Genomic DNA, 18,760 nt, shown 5'->3' on the forward strand with positions numbered 1-18,760 from the left:
GAACCTAGAACCTAGAACCTAGAACCTAGAACCTAGAACCTAGAACCTAGAACCTAGAACCTAGAACCTAGAACCTAAGTTCTCACACCCCTCTTGATTTTTTATTCACGCACCTCCATATCACTCTAGTAATTGCAGGCTCGTTTATCGGGTTAAAGTTATCTTTACGGCATTTTTGAATTTTTTCTCTTAAAAATGGCTAACTTTATCAACTGATAGTTCGTTGTATCGCAGAGTCTGGTATAGTGGCGCACGAGATAAACGCTGAAATTTACAGCGTTTATCAAAATTGCTAATTAATATGTTCTTTTTATGAGCAGTATATTAATTAGTAATAACATCCCCATCGCATGGGTGCATAAAATGGGTTAGTTGATGTTCAGCTAACAAAGAATACATTGTAACGGTTTTATCATGATATCTAATTTATTTACCAAGATTTTTGGTAGTCGCAATGACCGCACTATTAAAAATTTAAGAAAGACGGTCGCGCTAATCAACGCGCTTGAAACGCAACTAGAAGCGCTTTCAGACGAAGATTTAAAAGCCAAAACAGCAGAATTTAGAGAGCGTTACGATAACGGGCAAAGCCTTGATGACATTTTGCCAGAGGCATTTGCTGTCGTTCGTGAGGCGTCAAAACGTGTTAATGGCATGCGCCACTTTGACGTTCAGCTTTTAGGTGGCATGGTATTACACCAAGGTCGCATCGCAGAAATGCGTACAGGTGAGGGTAAAACCCTTACCGCCAGTTTACCCGCTTACCTTCGTGGCTTAACAGGTAAAGGTGTTCACGTTATTACGGTGAATGACTACCTTGCTAAGCGTGATGCTGAGACTAACCGTCCATTGTTTGAGTTTTTAGGCTTAACAGTGGGTTGTAATGTGCCAGGCATGATGCCACAACAGAAAAAACAAGCATACGCAGCAGACATTACTTACGGTACAAATAACGAATTTGGTTTTGACTATTTGCGCGATAATATGGCGTTCAGTATTGATGAACGCGTACAGCGCCCGCTTTACTTTGCTGTTGTGGATGAAGTGGATTCAATCTTAATCGATGAAGCGCGAACTCCGCTTATTATTTCAGGTCCTGCTGAAGATAGCTCGCAGCTTTACACTGAAATTAACACTATTGTTCCTTTACTTGAATTACAAGAAAAAGAAGACGAAGAAGGTGTTGAAGGCGATGGCGATTTCACGATTGATGAAAAAGCAAAACAAGTTCATTTAACTGAACGTGGTCAAATTAAAGTTGAAGAATTACTTACAGAGCGCGGCTTAATTGAAGAGGGCGATTCGCTTTATTCAGCAGGTAGCATTACGTTACTTAGCCACATTTATGCTGCGTTACGTGCCCACAAACTCTATCAAAAAGATATTGATTACGTTGTTAAAGAAAACGAAGTAATCATTGTTGATGAGCACACTGGCCGTACAATGGAAGGGCGTCGTTGGTCTGAAGGTTTACACCAAGCTGTTGAAGCAAAAGAAGGTGTAAAAATTCAAAACGAAAACCAAACACTAGCTTCAATTACCTTCCAAAACTATTTCCGTATTTACGATACACTTGCCGGTATGACAGGTACTGCAGACACTGAAGCATTTGAGTTTCAGTCAATCTACGGCTTAGATACCGTTGTTATGCCAACGAATAAACCGATGATCCGCGACGATCGTGCTGATTTGGTGTATTTAACACAAGATGAAAAATACGAAGCAATTTTAGTGGATATCAAAGACTGCCAAGAACGCGGGCAACCCGTGCTTGTTGGTACTATTTCGATTGAAAGCTCAGAGTATTTATCGCAGTTTTTACGTAAAGAAAAGATCAAGCACAACGTTCTAAACGCCAAGTTTCATGCCCAAGAAGCAGATATTGTATCTGATGCCGGTTTACCAGGCACAGTAACTATTGCCACCAATATGGCAGGCCGTGGTACTGATATCGTACTCGGTGGTAACTGGAACAGCGAAGTTGAAAAGCTTGATAACCCAACTGATGAGAAAATAGCTGAAATTAAAGCCGCGTGGCAAATTCGTCATGATGCTGTAATTGCAGCGGGTGGCTTACATATTATTGGTACTGAACGTCATGAGTCGCGTCGTATTGATAATCAGCTACGTGGTCGTTCGGGTCGTCAAGGTGATGCTGGTTCAAGCCGCTTCTATCTTTCGATGGATGACGCACTAATGCGTATATTTGCTGGTGAGCGCATGACTAACATGATGCGTAAACTAGGTATGCAACGCGGTGAAGCCATTGAACATCCATGGGTAAACCGTGCTATCGAAAACGCACAGCGTAAAGTAGAAGCACGTAACTTTGATGTTCGTAAGCAATTACTTGAATACGATGATGTAGCAAACGATCAACGTCGTGTTGTATACGCACAGCGTAACGAATTACTTGTTGAAGGCGATATTTCTGAAACGATTACGGTAATTCGTGGTGATGTACTTGGCAATATGATTGACCAATACATTGCGCCGCAAAGCCTTGCCGAAATGTGGGATATCCCAGGTCTTGAAGAACGCTTAAAACAAGACTTTTTATTGGAGCTGCCAATTTCGCAATGGTTAGCAGACGACAACAAGCTGTACGAAGAAAAGTTACGTGATCGTATCGAAGAAGCGGTTACTAATGCTTATAAAGAAAAAGAGCAGCAAGTTGGTGAGTCTGTGTTACGCCAGTTTGAAAAAGCAATTATGCTACAAAGTTTGGATCAGCATTGGAAAGATCACTTAGCTGCGATGGATCATCTACGCCAAGGTATTCATTTACGTGGTTATGCGCAAAAGAATCCAAAGCAAGAATATAAGCGTGAGTCATTTGAGTTGTTCTCTGAAATGCTTGAAAACCTTAAAATTGATGTTGTGAGCATCTTAAGTAAGGTTCAAGTACGTGCAGAAGAAGATGTTGAAAAAGTTGAAGAGCAACATCGTCGCAGCGAAAATGCGCCTCGTCAGTACCAGCATGAAGAAGCTGAGCACGTTGGTGGTGAAACACCAGCAGGTGCAACGGTAACAGCTCGTGCAGAGCCTAAAGTAGGCCGCAATGAGCCGTGCCCATGTGGCTCTGGCCAAAAGTTTAAACAGTGTTGTGGTAAATTAAAGTAACCTCAGTTTAAACCTTGAAAAAGCGACGCATGCGTCGCTTTTTTGCTTTTTATTTAAGGGGAAAGGGGAAAGGTACTAGGTTCTAGGAGCTAGGGAAGTGACTAGGAGCTAGGCATAATTCTTTCTTATCGGTGCAGCTATTAAGTGTTTTAGCGTCAGCAAGCTTAACGCCTACGGTGTTAAGGTTAAATTTCGGGTTAATATTTTACTTGTAGGCGAGTGGCTTGCCACCGCGGGAGTGTTTTGTAGCAGCGATTTTATATCGCGTTTTTAAACGATTGATTCACAAAGAGGCTAAGAGGCGCTGCGCTTAGGAGGTGTAAGGGAAGGAGCTAGGGAAGTGAAATATATATTTTTTCTTCTCGTTTCCCCTCATTGTCTTCTCTTTGTGCAAAATGGTTTTATAGGCGAGTGGTTTGCCACCGCGGAAGTGTTTTGTAGCAGCGATTTTATATCGCGTTTTAAAACGATTGATTCACAAAGAGGCTAAGAGACGCTGCGCTTAGGAGGGCAAAGGAACAAGGTTCTAGGCTCTAGGTAAGTGACTAGTCGCTAGGTTTATTTGGCTTTCCCTCATTTTGTTCTCATTCACTTCACTTTGTGCAAGTGTTTTAGGTCGTTTGTTGCGTCAGCAAGCATAACGCCTACGGGTGTTAAGGTAAAACTTCGGGGTAATATTTTGCTTGTAGGCGAGTGGCTTGCCACCGCGGAAGTGTTTAGTAGCAGCGATTTTATATCGCGTTTTTAAGCGATTGATTCACAAAGAGGTTAAGAGGCGCTGCGCTTAGGAGGGCAAAGGAACAAGGTTCTAGGCTCTAGGGAAGTAACTAGGCGCTAGGTTTATTTGGCTTTACCTCATTTTGTTCTCATTCACTTCACTTTGTGCAAGTGTTTTAGGGTGTTTGTGCGTCAGCAAGCTTAACGCCAATGGTGTTTTTATAATTAAAGAAAAAAGGGTGTCCAATGACCAAAAAAATTGTCCATGTAGCTGTTGGTGTGATCAAAGCGAACAATACATTATTCATCTGTAAACGACCAGATGATAAGCACCAAGGGGGTTTGTGGGAATTTCCAGGTGGTAAGGTTGAAAGCGGCGAGAGCGTGTTTGACGCGCTTAAACGCGAGTTACACGAAGAGGTTGCGCTTACCATAAACAGCTCAAGCGAACTAATGGTTATAGAGCATGACTATGGTGATAAATGTGTAAAGTTAGATGTGCATTTAGTTACAGATTTTAGTGGCGATGCTCATGGCGCTGAAGGCCAAAAAAGTGCCTGGGTTGCAATAAACAAACTAGATGAATACAACTTTCCAGCCGCTAATGTTGATATAATCAATAAGATTAAGTCACTTGGCTAAAGCTAAAAAGCCACAAGTAACGAGTTACTTGTGGCTTTAAATTAATTTATAAATATTCAAACACTTTGATAACGCGCTCTACGCCAGAAACATTTCGAGCAATACTCACAGCAGCATTTGCTTCTGCATCAGTTACTAAGCCCATTAAAAATACTTCGCTGTTTTCGGTTACTACTTTAATGTTATTGCTACTGATATTATCAGCAGTGAGTAACTGAGTTTTAACTTTTGATGTTAACCACGAATCATGTGTTTTTGTACTAATACTTATATTAGAACCAATTCTGATTTGGTTATGGATTTTACGAATACCTTGAATTTTCTCAATCGCTTGCATGGCTTCGTTTTTCATTTCTTGCGTAGCCACTTGGCCAATCAGCAATACAATTCCGTTAACACTAATGGCGTTAAGGTTTGCGTGATCTTTTAAGCGCTGTACGTCATTGATGGCAATACCACTTTTAATTTCAATGTTACTGTCGTCAATCTGTGAGCCTATGGTACGGCGATCATTCGCAGCTGTTACGGCGCCTGCGGTACCCACAACAACAGCGGCGGCACAACCTTGTAACAATAAAACGGTACTAATAATAATAAGGGACTGCTTGAGCATTAACTTTCATCCTGAGGAAATAGGGTTAAATCGATAAGCTCACTTAAACAATGTAAATTCACTAAGTGAGATTCAATAATACGGCTTGGACGTTTTGAGGGAACACGTATTTCTACGTCATTAGCGCCTAATAATCCGACTAGTTCACCTCCGTCATCGCCTACCATAACTATGACCTTCATATCTTTGGTAAGTGCAGCTTCGACGGCAGAAATTATATTTTTTTCATTGCCGTTGCTTGCTAACACCAACAATAAATCACCTTGGTGTGCAAATGCTCTAATTTGACGTGCGAATGTCTCGTGATCTTCACTTTGGTTGTTTTGGCCTAAGTTAATTTGCTCCTGCGAGAGCGCAATTGCAGGTAAGCACGGGCGTTCAGTTTCATAAAAGTTGATCAGTACGCCGGCCATATGCTGTGCCAGCATATGGCAACTTGCAGTCCCACAACAAATCAATTTATTACCATTGATAAGGCTTTGTGCAATTGTAAATGCAGCGGATTCCAATGCGCTCGGTAGTACTTCACCTGCCGCAATTTGTACTTGAATGCTTTCTTTAAAAATTTCTTTTATAGTATCTTGCATATTAGAATACGTTTTTTATCCAATTAAGTTGTTGCGATGTGTCGCCCGTTATTGCGACAAAGTCGATTCTAAGCGGCTGATTTGTTAGCTTTTTGGCCGCTAAATAATGATATATAGTGCGCTTTAGCCGCTGTTGCTTTTGTTTTCCTAACGCATGAATAGCGCCGCCTTTTGCGTTACTACTACGAAATTTAACTTCAATAAATACCAGTGTGTCTCCGTCACGCATTATCACATCTAGTTCACCATAGGGGCAGTTATAATTGCGCTCTATGGGAATTAACCCTTGCCGTTGTAAATATTTTTGAGCTTCTAGCTCGTAGTATTGACCTTTTTCTCGGCTATTTTGCCACAGCTGCTTAAACCACGACATGACAACATCCTTGTTGGTTTTAGCAAATTATTCACCACTTGCAACTTGCATAAACAAAGGCACGGGTGCTTGTGTTTTAAGTTTAACTGGCTTTATTTGCTTATCTTTATATTGTGCCCAATTTAATTGGCGATTAATTTGGCCATCACTGGCAATACTTAATAGCCCTGTTAAACCCGCGTATTGCTTACCAGGAAACACTCTTAACTGGTTTAGGTCATCAAGTAAGGCGACTGAATCGTACGCCATTGCAAATAAGCGCTGGCTAATATCTACTTGCTCAGGCCAAAGCGAGTTATATTGTTGACGTAAAGACTGGTTTGCAATTTGACCGCTTAGCATCCAAGGTAACTCTGTAAAATATAGACCATCAAGGTCGCCTTTGTCAGTTCTATCTATTTGCTTACTATGACTTTTAGAGCTTGCGTATAAAGGAATGCGGTCAGCAAAGGTGCTTACGTTCACATCTAAATAAGGTTTTATTAAGCGTGTTTCTGTCGCATCACCTAAGATATAAATTACATCGATATCTCTGCGTGAACGCGTTTCGCTTTCGACTTCTTTTTTAAATAATGCTTTAACAGTTTTTATACGCTCTTTAGACTCAGCGACTTCGAGCAACCCTGTGATCGTATTTGGCATGTCTTTTTTGTCTTTATACAGGCCTACTTGTGGTTTAGTTTCGCTGTAGCGTTGCCATTGAACATTAAAGTAATCAACCAAGCGTTGGCCAGCACTGGTATCTGGTGCTAGGAGCATAGGTTTTTGGTAGCCCTGCGCCAAAAAATGCTCTAACGCTTGTTGCACTTCATGCTCTGGGTTTAGTGCAAAAAAGTAATGTTGAGCTGAAGTTCGCTCGCCTTCAATCGCGTTTAAATGTAGCGTAGGGTAGCTTTTCAGTGATTGCTCGTCTGTCAATTTATCTATATTTACTTTAAGCAATGGGCCAATTACAAAGTTGGGCTGTATTTCATTTAATTTGGCGTTAATTTCTGGTGTGCTTAGCATTTCATCAATAAAAGTGGTTTCATTTATTTCACTATTATCGAGTGCACCTAGGATGCCGGCTTTTAATGCATCACCTAATCGCTCATTTGCACCTGACTGGGGTAGTAATACTACTAAGCGTTTTATATTTATCGGTTCAGCTGCAAGCAGTTCTGCGTCTTTTTCTGGTAAAACGGCTGAAGCCGGGTGCCCAGGGTAACGTCTTTGCCAGTTGTTGATTGCTTGGTCTAGCTCAACCGGTGCCCCAGAATATACTTGGTGGTATAACGCTAAGTTAACCCAACCTTGTTGCACAACCGAGCCACGATTAAAGCGCTCTAAGGCATATGAAGATAGTTGCTGTAAGTTTTGCCACAGCGCTTGGTTTAAACCTGGAATAGTTAAATTACTTTTGCTCGCTGTTTCAGATGCTTTAAAAAAATAAGGCACGGCTTTTTTAGGTAACTCTTGTGATGTATGCACACTGCCCGTTAAATATTGATGCCACGCAAAGTGCTCAGCTTGAGTGAGCTGATTATTTAAAGTAGCTAACATCTCAAGGGCTAAGGTGTTTTTACCTTGTTGTTTTTGCGCAAATGCGATGTAAAGCTTGTTTTGAATTTGATCAACGCTGGGGGTTTGTTCAAGGTCAGTACATATTTGCTCAAGTAATGGCCAGCGCTGCTCTGTAATTGCAGCATCGCGCGCGCTATAAAGTAACTGAATTTTATCTGCGCCTTGGCGATTTAAGGCAAGTTGGTACATTGAGCGTGCATCAGTTGCTTGAATTTGTGCAGAACTATTCGCTGAACTAAGGTTTTCACTGGTTTTAGTCGGTTTTTCGGTTGTACTACAGGCCGATAACCCTGACAATATGATTAATAGACTAACAAGTTTAAGTCGCACAATGATTTCCCAATACGTTAACGCGATTTGCTTATATTACTGACTGACGCAGGAGACCTCAATGTTAAATGAGGAGAATTCAGATAAAATCGGCACTCTTTACATTGTTGCCACCCCAATTGGCAATTTTGACGACTTAAGTCAGCGTGCAATTGCGACACTATCTCAAGTTGACTTAATCGCTGCTGAAGACACACGCCACACAGGCAAATTGCTCAGTCACTTTGGTATTAAAGCTAAAACCTTTGCTTTGCACGACCATAACGAAAAGCAAAAGGCGCAGCAAATTATTGATCAGCTTAACCAAGGGTTAAATATTGCATTAGTATCAGATGCAGGGACCCCGTTAATTAGTGACCCTGGTTATGCCGTGGTTAACTTATGCCGTGAACAAGGTGCCCATGTTACACCTGTGCCCGGTGCGTGTGCTGCAATTACGGCTGTGTGCTGCTCGGGGCTACCAACTGATCGTTTTCAGTTTATTGGTTTTACTCCCGCGAAAAGTAAAGCCCGCCAAGACTTTTTCATCGAAGCGGTGAATTCAGGCATTACCAGTATCATGTATGAAAGTACGCACCGTATTATGGCCAGCCTTGATGATTTAGAAGCGGCGCTCGGCAGCGAGCAACAGGTGGTATTTGCTAAAGAGCTCACCAAAACTTTTGAAACTTTTTTTAATGGAACCGTTACTGAGCTCAAGCAATTTTTAACCGACGATCCTACTAAGCAACGGGGCGAAATTGTTTTAATGTTACCGGGCAAGCCTAAGCTGGTGGACGATATTCCGCCGGAAGCACGTAAAATGCTAGCATTACTTGAAAGCGAAATGCCAATGAAAAAAGCCTGCGGTATTGTGGCTGATTACTTTGGCATGAAGAAAAACGCTTTATATAAAACAATTATTGACGAAAAAGGTTAATTCTTTACTGCACGTAGCATCAAGCTCAGGTATAATGCGCGCCGAGTCAGCCAAGATAATCGCTGCCTGCAACGAAAATGCGCAGGGGGAGGAAAGTCCGGGCTCCACAGGGCAGAGTGCCAGCTAACGGCTGGGGGGCGTGAGCCCACGACAAGTGCAGCAGAGAGTAGACCGCCAACTTCGGTTGGTAAGGGTGAAAGGGTGCGGTAAGAGCGCACCGGGCCGCTAGTAATAGTCGGTTGCAAGGTAAACTCCACTCGGAGCAAGACCAAATAGGGTTCCTTATGGCGTGGCCCACGTTGGAACCGGGTAGGTTGCTTGAGCCATAGAGCGATTTATGGCCTAGACGAATGATTATCGCTTTCTTCGGAAAGAACAGAACCCGGCTTATAGGCTGACTCACTCATTCAATAAAAAGCCCGCAGTTAACGCTGCGGGCTTTTTTGTGTTTGAAATTAAATGATATTACTACCTTGCTCTGGATCGCGAGATTTTTCAGCTTGTTCGCGTATTTCGTCGGTGTCACTGCTGACATCATCAACACTCGATGCAGTAACCTGCGAAGGGCGCTTTTTTTTGGGTGGTGTAGGGACTTTTTCTGTTCGGCCAGACTCGTGTCTAGCTGGGTATAAATCTTCACCTTGGCTATTGAGTAATACACGTTCGCGGGCGTCATCTGGCATGCTAATGCCGTGATCAGTTAACTCATTAACTAACTCACGCATTAATTGAGATGCGACTTTTAATACACTATGTTCTTCACTGTTAACCCAAAAGTAGATGGTAAAATTAAGCGTTGCCGAGCCTAAATCGTTGATGAGTACTTGTGGTACGGGGTCGTTTAATACGGCTTTTTGATTGCTAATAACTGTTAGTGCTAACTGTTGTGCTTGTTTTATATTGTTATCGTAGCCAATACCTAATGTGAAACTACCACGCATTTTGGGGTTTGCAGTTAGGTTTTTTATCGTGTTTTTATATACAGTGGCATTGGGTATTTGAATATGGTTGCCGTCAAAATCGACCAGAGTTGTTGCGCGTGCAGTGACCTTTTTAACAACACCCAAGTGACCATTCACTTCAATTACATCATCTATTCGAAATGGTCGTTGCACACTAAGTAACAAGCTGGAGATAAAATTTTCAGCAATATCTTTAAAGGCGAATCCGAGTATTAAACCAAGCAGTCCAGTGCCACTCATTACAGCAACAGCAAATTCGGTTAACCCTGCTAAGCGAAGAAAAATATACAAGCCAAATAGAATAATTAGCGTACTTATAAAGCGCCTTACAACCAAGTGTAGTAAGCGACTTTCACTGATGTAACCCAAGGGCTTTAAAAGTAAGAATGACAATGGGCGAGCAATAAAATAACAGCAAATGACGGCTAAAATACCTAATAAAATAGCGGGTAGCATTTGCCCTGCAGCGTGTAAAAACTGCACTATTTGGCTTTGGATAACAGCGAAAGTGGATTGCCATGAATACACTGTCGATGATGTAGAAACATCTTTAGACACGGTTGTAACAAGTTGATTTAAAATAATATAAAAATTATGCACCTGCTGTTTCCTATACTTTCTAAGGTTATTATTAAGCGATAGAACTGCAATTTAAAGGCCAGTATTACTTGGCAAGTATATTGCTCTACTTATATGAAAGTTTATTAGCAAGTTTGTTTGCAATGTATCCATAAAATACAACAAGCGAGTAATACAAGTTGCAGGGCGTAGAGGGTAAATCATGGCGAAACATAAATACGGTTATGGGGCGAGTTCACCCGGTGAAATACCTGTACGTGGCTGGTGGAGTATCATAAAACGTGTATTTAAAAGTTCATCGAAAGATAATCTGACATTCGTGGCTGCAGGCGTTGCATTCTATGCATTGTTAGCCATTTTCCCAGCTATTGCAGCGTTAGTTTCTGTGTATGCTTATTTTTCATCACCGGCTGAAATTACGGCTCATTTAAGTCAGTTTATTACCTTGATACCGCCAAGCACACGCGACATTATTTTGCAGCAAGTAACCGCTGTGAGCGAAAAGTCGCAAGCAACTTTGAGTTTTAGCGCGATCAGCACATTAATCTTGGCTTTATGGAGCAGCAGTAAAGGCTCTCAAGCGCTTATAACTGCGTGCAATATTACTTATCATGAGCAAAATAAGCGTCAGTTTTTAATTGCTTTATTAATTAGGTTTGTGTTTTCTGTTGGCGCAATTATGGTTGCGGTGATTGCATTACTGATCATCGGTATTTTACCTGTTGTTTTAAATTTGGTTGGGCTAACACAAGGAGTGGATGTTGTAATACAGCTAATATCATGGCCATTTTTAGCGATGGTGTTTAATGTTGCATTAGCAGCCTTGTATCGCTATGGCCCGCATCGGCGCGAAGCCAAGTGGTGCTGGGTTATACCAGGCTCATTGCTTGCAACATTTTTGTGGATCATTGCGTCGCTAGGCTTTTCATTTTATGTTGCTCAATTTGCCTCATATAATGAAACTTATGGTTCACTCGGCGGCGTTGTTATCATGTTGATGTGGCTATACTTAAGTGCATATATCATTATTTTTGGTGCGGCTTTTAATGCCAGTATTGAGCAACAAACACTATGCGACAGTACCAAAGGGGACGACAGTGAGTTGGGCGAAAGAGGAGCTTATGTGGCCGACACCCTTACAAAACGACAAAAGAAACAGCACGCCGGTAAAACGGATACAGTTGATTAAGGTTTTATAATCTAGCCGCAGCAATAACGCTGCGGCTGTAAATTAACTATGTTGTTTACGCACTAACTCGATGAAGTCTTTTTCAGGTAATGGTTTTGAAAACAAATAGCCTTGTCCATAGTCACAACCTAGTTGCAGTAATAAATTATATTGCTCGCGTGTCTCAATCCCCTCAGCAATCACTTTTAAGTTGAACTGATGTGCCATATTGATTATCGCTTTACACAGTGCAAGTTGTTGGTTTCCTTCTTTTATGTCATCAACAAAGCATTTGTCTATTTTTAAATAATCTGCATCCATTTGCTGTAAATAAGCGAGAGACGAGTAACCTGTGCCAAAATCATCGAGCGCCAACTCCATACCTGAGCGTTCAAGTGACTTAAGGCGCTGTTGAGTAAGAGGTTCTTGTGAAATCATCAGGCCTTCAGTAATTTCTGCAACGATAGCATTGAGAGGTAAATTGGCCTCATGTAGCAGCTGCGGCCATTTATCTATACCACTGTCTAAACAACTAAATTGAACGGGGGATACGTTTACACTCAATTGAAAACCTTCATCTATGCTGCGAATAGTTTGTAGTGTTTGAAGCGCCTTAGTAAATGCGAACTGACCAAGTGGGTTGATGTATCTCGACTCTTCAGCAAGCGGGATAAATTGTGCTGGACTAATTAGCCCTTCTTTTGGGTGCTGCCAGCGGAGTAAGCCTTCAGCTTTGTGAATTTGTTCAGTGCTAAGAACTACGATTGGCTGATAATAAAGCTCAAACTCATGCTGCTCAATGCCGTAGCGCATGCTTTTTAGTAGATCCATTCTCTGCTGTGCTTGTTCACGCAGTTTTAGGTTAAAAAATTCATAGCAATTGCGACCATTTTGCTTGGCTTGGAACATGGCCTGATCCGCAGCTTTGAGTAGTTGCTCACATGAGTCGCCATCAGTTGGCGCAATCGCTATGCCTATACTTGCAGCAATGAATATTTCTTCGCCTTCGAGCATAAATGGCTGTGACATGGCTTGCAGCAAATCTTTTGCGACCTTTTTAATGTGTTCTTCACTTATAATTTTTGTGTGCACGATAACAAATTCATCACCACCAATACGCGCCATAAAGTCAATATCTTGATTTGTTTCATGCAGCCGGTGTGCAATCATTTTAAGTAATTCGTCACCATAAAAATGACCTAGGGTATCGTTAATATCTTTAAAGTGATCAAGATCCAATAGCATGATCACTAGCGGTGAATCTTTACTGTAATTTTTACTTAAGCGTTGATTTAATCGGTCTTTTAATTCAATTCTGTTAGGCAAATTGGTTAAATGATCAAAGTGTGTTTGGTGCCATATTAATTCATCGGCGGCTTTTTTTTCTGTAATATCGGTAAAAATTGCCACGCGGCGGTGAGGCTTAGCGTGTTCATCATAAACAGTATCGATAGTCAGCCATTCGGTAAAAAGCTCACCATCTTTACGTCTATTTTGTATTTCACCTTGCCAGCGACCCGATTGCTCAATCATTTGCCACATTTGTTTGTAGAAAGACTTTTTGTGCTTTCCTGAGTTTAGAATAGCAATGGGTTTACCTAGTACTTCATCTTTGCGGTATTGAGTGACCTCACAAAAAGCGGGATTAACATCCAAAATAATGGCGTTCGGATCGGTGATCACCATTCCTTCACTGCTATTTGCATAGACTAAAGAGGCAAGGTGAGAGTCTTTTTCTGCACGTTTTCTAAGAGTGATGTCTTGTAGTACTAAGGTGTATTCGTTGCTATTTGGTTTAGCGCTAATTCTTACCTCGTAAATGTGCTTAGGGTTTAAATCTGAGTCAAGTAATTCAAATTGTGCTGTCTCGTTGCCGGTGGGTAAGTTTTGTAATAACTGCTTGCTTTTCTCTTCGTCCAGCAAATCGCGTAGATGCAGTTTAGAATTGACATAGACTGGTTTATTTAGGCGCGTAATTTGACCGCCTAAATTAAGTACATCACCATGAATATTAATACGAATATAAATATCAGGTAATGCACTGAGTAAACTAATCAATTCGCTGTGCTGGCGCTTTATATGTGCTTCAGCGGCTAGGCGTGTTTGCGCCATTTCTTCAAAGTGTTTGTATAAAGAGTTGAGCTCAGGGCTTTGTAGGCTAAATTGTTTTGGTAAATACCCTTTGGCAAGCTCTTGAATGGCGCAAGTTAGTTGTTTTAACGGGGTTAGTATGGCTTTCTTTAATCGCAAGTGAGCAAATATACACATTATCGAAATAATAATAATGAAGGTGATCAAGGCATTAATAAAAAGCTGGTTCGCACTTTCAATGTCTTTATCAAAAGGGATAGCAATATAGGCATTAAGCGTGTTATTTACCTCATCTTTGTACATTTGTTGTTTGTGGAGCACGTGATTAACACCGTTAAAATCTACAATGTTGTTAAAGCCTGAGTTGGTATCACTGAAGCCGTATTCGTTGATGTTTTTACCAAACCTTTGTGCATCATAGGGGAAATTTGCCAAAACCCGATTGTGGCTGTCAGTAATTATTGCAAGTGTGCCTTGAGGAAGGAGAAAGCTCGCCAGTTTTTTGCTCCACCAATCTAAAGTAATAACGCTCACTACAACGCCATAAGGAATCTCATTTTCATCAAGCAGTGGGTAGGCAAAATTAACTGTGAGGGTATCTAAACTTCGGTCCTTTTGAAAAAAACCAATCGCAAAATTTTTCGTGGCGAGGGCATTTTTAAAATATTGACGATCACTAATATTGATGTTTTTGTTCATACCACTTAATAAACAGCGCGGTTCTCCAGTTAGATCAATGATCCCAATATTGGCTATTTCTAGATTAAGCGCACTTATTTTTTTTAAATAGGCTGGGCACCCCTCTTTTAGTGGGGCTGCAAAATCATCTAACTTTGCAAGTTGAACAGTAAAGTTTTTTACTTCATTTAGTAAGTCTGCTTGCTGCATAGTAAGTTGCTGAGCGATAGCAAGTGCTTGCATATGGCTTTCTTTGAGTACATTTTCTTTTGCATACCAAAGGCTAAATAGAATAGCCACAATGCCAGGTAAGCTTAATAAAATGAATAAGCGATAAAGACGAGTTTGTAATGATAAAGATAAAATAACGATACTCTTTATTATTTTCATTTGGTGCAAAATTGTATCTAAAAAACTAAAAAATAACCATATAAAATATAAGGTTAATTAACATTCTATTTAAGCGAATGATTGATACTAATTTATGCAATGGTTGTTTTAAGTTGATATGACTAAGATTAGCCTAAGTTAAGCATATGAGATGAATCATGCAAATATTAAATATCCTGTCAAGTTACGCAACCAGCGATGGAGATGGAGTCAACATCAGCCGTATTCCTGGCTTTGATGGTAAGCACCTAGACCCTTTTTTAATGATTGATGAGCTAAAGTCAAATGATCAAAATGACTTTATGGGTGGTTTCCCTGCGCACCCACATCGTGGGATTGAAACGTTCACCTATATCATTAAAGGTGGCTTTGAACATCAAGATCAAATGGGCAATAAAAAAGCCATTCGTGCGGGAGATGTACAGTGGATGAGTACAGGCTTTGGCGTTATTCATAGTGAAATGCCGCTCGCAGATGCAAAAGAAGGTATGCACGGCTTTCAAATTTGGCTCAATATGCCAAGTGCAGATAAGTTAAGAGCGCCACAATACCAGGATACAACAACCTCACCAGCACCCGTGATGCAAGATCAGCAAGGTGTTAAGTTAGCTGCATTAGCAGGCACTTGGCAATTTGCTAATGAGCAGCAAATTTCAAGTCTACAAGGCTTAGCGGCGAATGGTATGTTGGCTGATGTGACATTACCTACACAGACTCAGTTTACACACTCGCCTTTAACGCAATCAAAAGTGATGATTTATGTTCATACTGGGGAGATTGATACTGACCAAGCAGGAACGGTTAAAGCAGGTAGCTTGCTTATTTTGCAGCCAGGTAGTGATATTGCTTTTAGCTCAAGTAAGGGGGCGGGTGTATTGCTGCTCGCAGGTGAACCGCTTAAACAACCAATTGCACACATGGGGCCGTTTGTTATGACTACTCAAGCTGAGTTGCAACAAGCTGTTCGAGATTATCAAACTGGTAAATTTGGTACTTTATAGGAGATTGTTATGGGCTTACTTGTAGATGGTCAGTGGCATGATAAATGGTATGACACTGATAACAACCAAGGTGAATTTAAACGTGAAGCAGCTCAACTACGCAATTGGGTTACGCCTGATGGCAGTGCTGGAAAAACAGGCGAGGCTGGTTTTAAGGCTGAAAAAGGGCGTTATCATTTGTATGTGTCACTGGCGTGTCCATGGGCACACCGCACGCTTATATTTCGTCATTTAAAAGGGCTCGAAGACTATATTAGTGTGTCGGTGGTCAGTCCTGATATGCTTGAACATGGCTGGACGTTTGATAAATCTAACCACAGTTCAGGAGATGATTTATTTGATAAAGCTTATATGCATCAAATTTATACTTCGCATAAAGCTGATTACTCTGGGCGAGTAACCGTTCCTGTATTGTGGGATAAAAAAACTAACCGGATTGTCAGTAATGAATCTGCTGAGATTATTCGTATGTTTAATTCAGCCTTTGATGCTTTAACTGGCAATACCTTGGATTTTTATCCGCATGAATTACGCTCGCAAATAGACGAAATAAATGACTTTGTTTATCACAATATCAATAACGGAGTATACAGAGCTGGGTTTGCAACGACTCAACAGGCTTACAACGACGCATTTGATAACTTATTTAGTGCGCTTGATAACATAGAAGCCCGCTTAGAAAAAAATCGTTATTTAGTCGGAGATACGCTTACTGAAGCTGATTGGCGTTTATTCACGACTCTAATCCGCTTTGATAGTGTGTATGTTGGTCACTTTAAATGTAACTTACGCACCATTGAAAGCTACCCTGCTATGAGTAATTATCTGCGTGAGTTATATCAGGTCGCTTCTGTGAAGGAAACGGTTGATTTTTATCATATTAAGCGTCATTACTATTTTAGCCATACAATGATTAATCCAACGCAGGTAGTACCAAATGGGCCTTATATTGATTATCTAAAGCCACATAATAGGGGTTAAGTTGTGTGCCTTTAAATCAGTCGTAACTTTTCATTACCTTTTTAATGGTTTCAATGCCAAACATCACTTTTTGAATAAACGACTCTGAGCTTTTAACTAAGTTGAAGTTAGGGTGTTGGGACCAGATCTCTTGTAGTTTGTCATCGAGTAATATGGCTTGTTGGTCAGACTCATTACGTACAGGGTTATTGCTATGGATGCTTTGCCCTGATTTAGCTGCTGTTTCAAAAAAAATAACCGCATCGTATTGAGCAAGCTCTGTTTGCAAATCTGTATTGAGGCAATCAAAAAAAGCGCTAGCTTCGCCGGGCCAATAAGCTAAACCGTCTAAACTGCCGCGGTCACAGAGCATTAGCCGGTCAGGGTGTTCAGTGCGTTGAATATGTTCTAGGTGTTTTTGCAGGTTAAAAATGGCTTGCTGATGTGCATTTATAAGATGAGGGGAGTCGTTTCGTTTTATGCCGCCAGAAAATAACATAGTTGCTGACTCAGGAACTACAACTATTTCTTTGGAGAACTCTCGGCGTAATAAATCAATAGCCGTTGTTTTCCCGCCGCCTGGGCCACCTGTTAATACAATGCGCTTTTTCACTTTTTAGACTCACTTATTATCGTAATCGCTTTACGGTAATAAAATTGAGCAAAAATGAGAAGCTAAATTGCGTGTTTAAATGATTCGGATCATATTAAAATAACCTTAAAAGCCAGGTGAATTTACTGAGTTTACTCAGTTTGCTTTGGCTTGAATCATTGTTTTGCAATGCTTGATAGCCCATTCCTGCTGTAAATGCACTGGCAATGCCAACGTTGGTAACTGCGAAGCGTTTTAGCCGGTAGTTTAAAGCTTGATGATGTTGACGCTTAAGTTCATCGCGCAAGTCCATCTTTTCAGTGAGTTCTTCCACCCTTCGTTGTGGCTTATTAATGAAATAATCAATAATCATGATTCATCCTTATTAATATTTAATAACTGACGAAGACTACGAAGCGATTTATCGAACCCGATTTTACCGCTGATATACCCTATATTTTTCCAAAGCCAAGTAAGGCAAATAAGCTGTAATACAATTAACGATGCGGCTGTTAACCATAAAGATTCACTAAAAGCAAAAATGGCGATGCCCAATGTTGCAAGTAAACCAGCCCAAAGTAGCACCAACCCGCCAGCAAAACACACCAGTAAAATAATTGTAAGCGCTAAGGAGCGAGTAGATAACCGCCACTCTGCAGCAGCAATGTTTTTACAGGTTTTAGCTTGTGCGTTGTAGTCACTATAAAGTTGTTTGGAGTAGTCTGATATTTTTTCAAGATGAACTTGCCACTGCTCAGCCGTCTCAGGATGATCAGTGGCATGTTGCTGTTTCTCACTTGCATGTTGAGAATGAGACATAATTAAGCTTACTTACGGTTAAATAATGCAGTTACTAGCATACCTGCAGCAAATGCAATACCAGCTGTTGCAAGTGGGTTCTCAGAGGCTAGTTGGCGTGTTTTGCCACTGTATTGCGTGATTTTTTCGCGAGCAATCTGCTGCTTTTCTGTTAATGTTTCAGCAGAGCTGGTGGCACCTTCACGAATACTTTGTTCTGCGGTTGCGGCTCTTGTTGATAATGCATCAACTGCGCTGTGTGCAGCAGAAGTTGCTTTGTCTGTAAGCGGAGCTTCGCTAGTCGATAAAGTAGTATCAACTTTACTGCTATTTGATGTTGACGCTTTAGAGTTTGTTGTTGCTGTAGCCATGATATTCCTTCCTTAAATAATTAAAACTGATGTGGTTGAATAACAGCAGTTTCCATACCAATAAATTAAATTGTTTTTATTCAATTGCTTATGGTTTTTTATTGTGAGGCAGCTAATATTTTTTACCTTTTAACAGTAATAATTACAGGCTGTTTAGGTAATTATTACATCAGCCAAAATAGGTACGTTAATAAGGTTGATTATTTGTAATTATTCATCGTTTATTCAGTAACCAGCCATAGAACCCAAGTTAGCTTGATCAGCAGAAAAAAATATTTTTTTATTGTATTCCACTTTTTCCCA

At 40.8% G+C, this 18,760-nt stretch carries 16 protein-coding genes and 1 other RNA gene; 7 read left to right on the forward strand and 10 right to left on the reverse strand.

What is annotated here, in order from left to right; translation table 11 throughout:
• The first annotated feature begins 414 nt into the window (after positions 1–414).
• Positions 415–3,123, forward strand: a complete 2,709-nt coding sequence (gene secA / locus ACHUE3_RS18520) for a preprotein translocase subunit SecA (RefSeq protein WP_394193791.1) — start codon at positions 415–417, stop codon at positions 3,121–3,123.
• Between the two features lie 963 nt (positions 3,124–4,086).
• Complete coding sequence (mutT, locus tag ACHUE3_RS18525) at positions 4,087–4,482, forward strand: 8-oxo-dGTP diphosphatase MutT (RefSeq protein ID WP_394193792.1); 396 nt, start codon at positions 4,087–4,089, stop codon at positions 4,480–4,482.
• Positions 4,483–4,528: 46 nt separating this feature from the next.
• Here the strand turns inward: mutT and dolP are convergent, their stop codons facing one another.
• From dolP to ACHUE3_RS18545, 4 genes are read right to left on the reverse strand one after another with little or no spacing between them, the layout of a single operon-like run.
• On the reverse strand, positions 4,529–5,095 hold the full coding sequence (dolP, locus tag ACHUE3_RS18530; RefSeq protein WP_394193793.1) for a division/outer membrane stress-associated lipid-binding lipoprotein: 567 nt from the start codon (positions 5,093–5,095) through the stop codon (positions 4,529–4,531).
• Positions 5,095–5,682: an SIS domain-containing protein gene (locus ACHUE3_RS18535; RefSeq protein WP_394193794.1), complete on the reverse strand. Its 588-nt coding sequence runs from the start codon at positions 5,680–5,682 to the stop codon at positions 5,095–5,097. The genes dolP and ACHUE3_RS18535 overlap by 1 nt, the downstream gene beginning before the upstream one ends.
• Position 5,683: 1 nt before the next feature.
• A complete protein-coding gene (locus ACHUE3_RS18540) occupies positions 5,684–6,055 on the reverse strand; it encodes a YraN family protein (RefSeq protein ID WP_394193795.1) in 372 nt (123 codons plus the stop codon).
• 27 nt (positions 6,056–6,082) lie between these two features.
• Complete coding sequence (locus ACHUE3_RS18545; RefSeq protein WP_394193796.1) at positions 6,083–7,948, reverse strand: penicillin-binding protein activator; 1,866 nt, start codon at positions 7,946–7,948, stop codon at positions 6,083–6,085.
• A gap of 61 nt (positions 7,949–8,009) precedes the next feature.
• Between ACHUE3_RS18545 and rsmI the strand changes: the two genes are divergently transcribed.
• Both rsmI and rnpB read left to right on the forward strand, forming a co-directional pair.
• Positions 8,010–8,867, forward strand: a complete 858-nt coding sequence (rsmI, locus tag ACHUE3_RS18550; protein ID WP_394193797.1) for a 16S rRNA (cytidine(1402)-2'-O)-methyltransferase — start codon at positions 8,010–8,012, stop codon at positions 8,865–8,867.
• 42 nt (positions 8,868–8,909) lie between these two features.
• An RNA gene (rnpB, locus tag ACHUE3_RS18555) (RNase P RNA component class A) lies at positions 8,910–9,273 on the forward strand.
• A gap of 49 nt (positions 9,274–9,322) precedes the next feature.
• Here rnpB and ACHUE3_RS18560 read toward each other — a convergent pair.
• Positions 9,323–10,357 (reverse strand): mechanosensitive ion channel family protein, encoded by a 1,035-nt coding sequence (locus tag ACHUE3_RS18560; protein WP_394193834.1) that lies wholly within the window; start codon positions 10,355–10,357, stop codon positions 9,323–9,325.
• Between the two features lie 253 nt (positions 10,358–10,610).
• On the opposite strand from ACHUE3_RS18560, the gene ACHUE3_RS18565 reads away from it, so the two are divergent.
• Complete coding sequence (locus ACHUE3_RS18565) at positions 10,611–11,597, forward strand: YihY/virulence factor BrkB family protein (RefSeq protein ID WP_394193798.1); 987 nt, start codon at positions 10,611–10,613, stop codon at positions 11,595–11,597.
• Positions 11,598–11,639: 42 nt separating this feature from the next.
• Here ACHUE3_RS18565 and ACHUE3_RS18570 read toward each other — a convergent pair whose 3' ends face one another.
• Entirely contained in the window at positions 11,640–14,735 is a 3,096-nt protein-coding gene (locus tag ACHUE3_RS18570) for a bifunctional diguanylate cyclase/phosphodiesterase (protein ID WP_394193799.1), read from the reverse strand.
• A gap of 158 nt (positions 14,736–14,893) precedes the next feature.
• On the opposite strand from ACHUE3_RS18570, the gene ACHUE3_RS18575 reads away from it, so the two are divergent.
• A complete protein-coding gene (locus ACHUE3_RS18575) occupies positions 14,894–15,736 on the forward strand; it encodes a pirin family protein (protein ID WP_394193800.1) in 843 nt (280 codons plus the stop codon).
• 9 nt (positions 15,737–15,745) lie between these two features.
• Positions 15,746–16,717 carry a glutathione S-transferase family protein gene (locus ACHUE3_RS18580; protein WP_394193801.1) on the forward strand — a complete coding sequence of 324 codons (972 nt, stop codon included), beginning with the start codon at positions 15,746–15,748 and terminating at the stop codon, positions 16,715–16,717.
• A gap of 16 nt (positions 16,718–16,733) precedes the next feature.
• Here ACHUE3_RS18580 and ACHUE3_RS18585 read toward each other — a convergent pair whose 3' ends face one another.
• From ACHUE3_RS18585 to ACHUE3_RS18600, 4 genes are all read right to left on the reverse strand, one after another.
• Complete coding sequence (locus ACHUE3_RS18585; RefSeq protein WP_394193802.1) at positions 16,734–17,309, reverse strand: AAA family ATPase; 576 nt, start codon at positions 17,307–17,309, stop codon at positions 16,734–16,736.
• 94 nt (positions 17,310–17,403) lie between these two features.
• Complete coding sequence (locus tag ACHUE3_RS18590; RefSeq protein ID WP_394193803.1) at positions 17,404–17,661, reverse strand: hypothetical protein; 258 nt, start codon at positions 17,659–17,661, stop codon at positions 17,404–17,406.
• Entirely contained in the window at positions 17,658–18,107 is a 450-nt protein-coding gene (locus ACHUE3_RS18595; RefSeq protein WP_394193804.1) for a hypothetical protein, read from the reverse strand. The genes ACHUE3_RS18590 and ACHUE3_RS18595 overlap by 4 nt, the downstream gene beginning before the upstream one ends.
• Positions 18,108–18,115: 8 nt before the next feature.
• Positions 18,116–18,457: a DUF883 domain-containing protein gene (locus ACHUE3_RS18600; protein ID WP_394193805.1), complete on the reverse strand. Its 342-nt coding sequence runs from the start codon at positions 18,455–18,457 to the stop codon at positions 18,116–18,118.
• Between the last annotated feature and the right edge of the window lie 303 nt (positions 18,458–18,760).

Source organism: Pseudoalteromonas atlantica, assembly GCF_043641955.1.
GTDB classification, from domain to species: Bacteria; Pseudomonadota; Gammaproteobacteria; order Enterobacterales; family Alteromonadaceae; genus Pseudoalteromonas; species Pseudoalteromonas atlantica_A.

Coding starts and splice junctions, on each gene's coding strand:
- secA (WP_394193791.1), top strand. CDS start 415: ATGATATCTAATTTATTTACCAAGATTTTTGGTAGTCGCAATGACCGC.
- mutT (WP_394193792.1), top strand. CDS start 4,087: ATGACCAAAAAAATTGTCCATGTAGCTGTTGGTGTGATCAAAGCGAAC.
- dolP (WP_394193793.1), bottom strand. CDS start 5,095: ATGCTCAAGCAGTCCCTTATTATTATTAGTACCGTTTTATTGTTACAA.
- ACHUE3_RS18535 (WP_394193794.1), bottom strand. CDS start 5,682: ATGCAAGATACTATAAAAGAAATTTTTAAAGAAAGCATTCAAGTACAA.
- ACHUE3_RS18540 (WP_394193795.1), bottom strand. CDS start 6,055: ATGTCGTGGTTTAAGCAGCTGTGGCAAAATAGCCGAGAAAAAGGTCAA.
- rsmI (WP_394193797.1), top strand. CDS start 8,010: ATGTTAAATGAGGAGAATTCAGATAAAATCGGCACTCTTTACATTGTT.
- ACHUE3_RS18565 (WP_394193798.1), top strand. CDS start 10,611: ATGGCGAAACATAAATACGGTTATGGGGCGAGTTCACCCGGTGAAATA.
- ACHUE3_RS18570 (WP_394193799.1), bottom strand. CDS start 14,735: ATGAAAATAATAAAGAGTATCGTTATTTTATCTTTATCATTACAAACT.
- ACHUE3_RS18575 (WP_394193800.1), top strand. CDS start 14,894: ATGCAAATATTAAATATCCTGTCAAGTTACGCAACCAGCGATGGAGAT.
- ACHUE3_RS18580 (WP_394193801.1), top strand. CDS start 15,746: ATGGGCTTACTTGTAGATGGTCAGTGGCATGATAAATGGTATGACACT.
- ACHUE3_RS18590 (WP_394193803.1), bottom strand. CDS start 17,661: ATGATTATTGATTATTTCATTAATAAGCCACAACGAAGGGTGGAAGAA.
- ACHUE3_RS18595 (WP_394193804.1), bottom strand. CDS start 18,107: ATGTCTCATTCTCAACATGCAAGTGAGAAACAGCAACATGCCACTGAT.
- ACHUE3_RS18600 (WP_394193805.1), bottom strand. CDS start 18,457: ATGGCTACAGCAACAACAAACTCTAAAGCGTCAACATCAAATAGCAGT.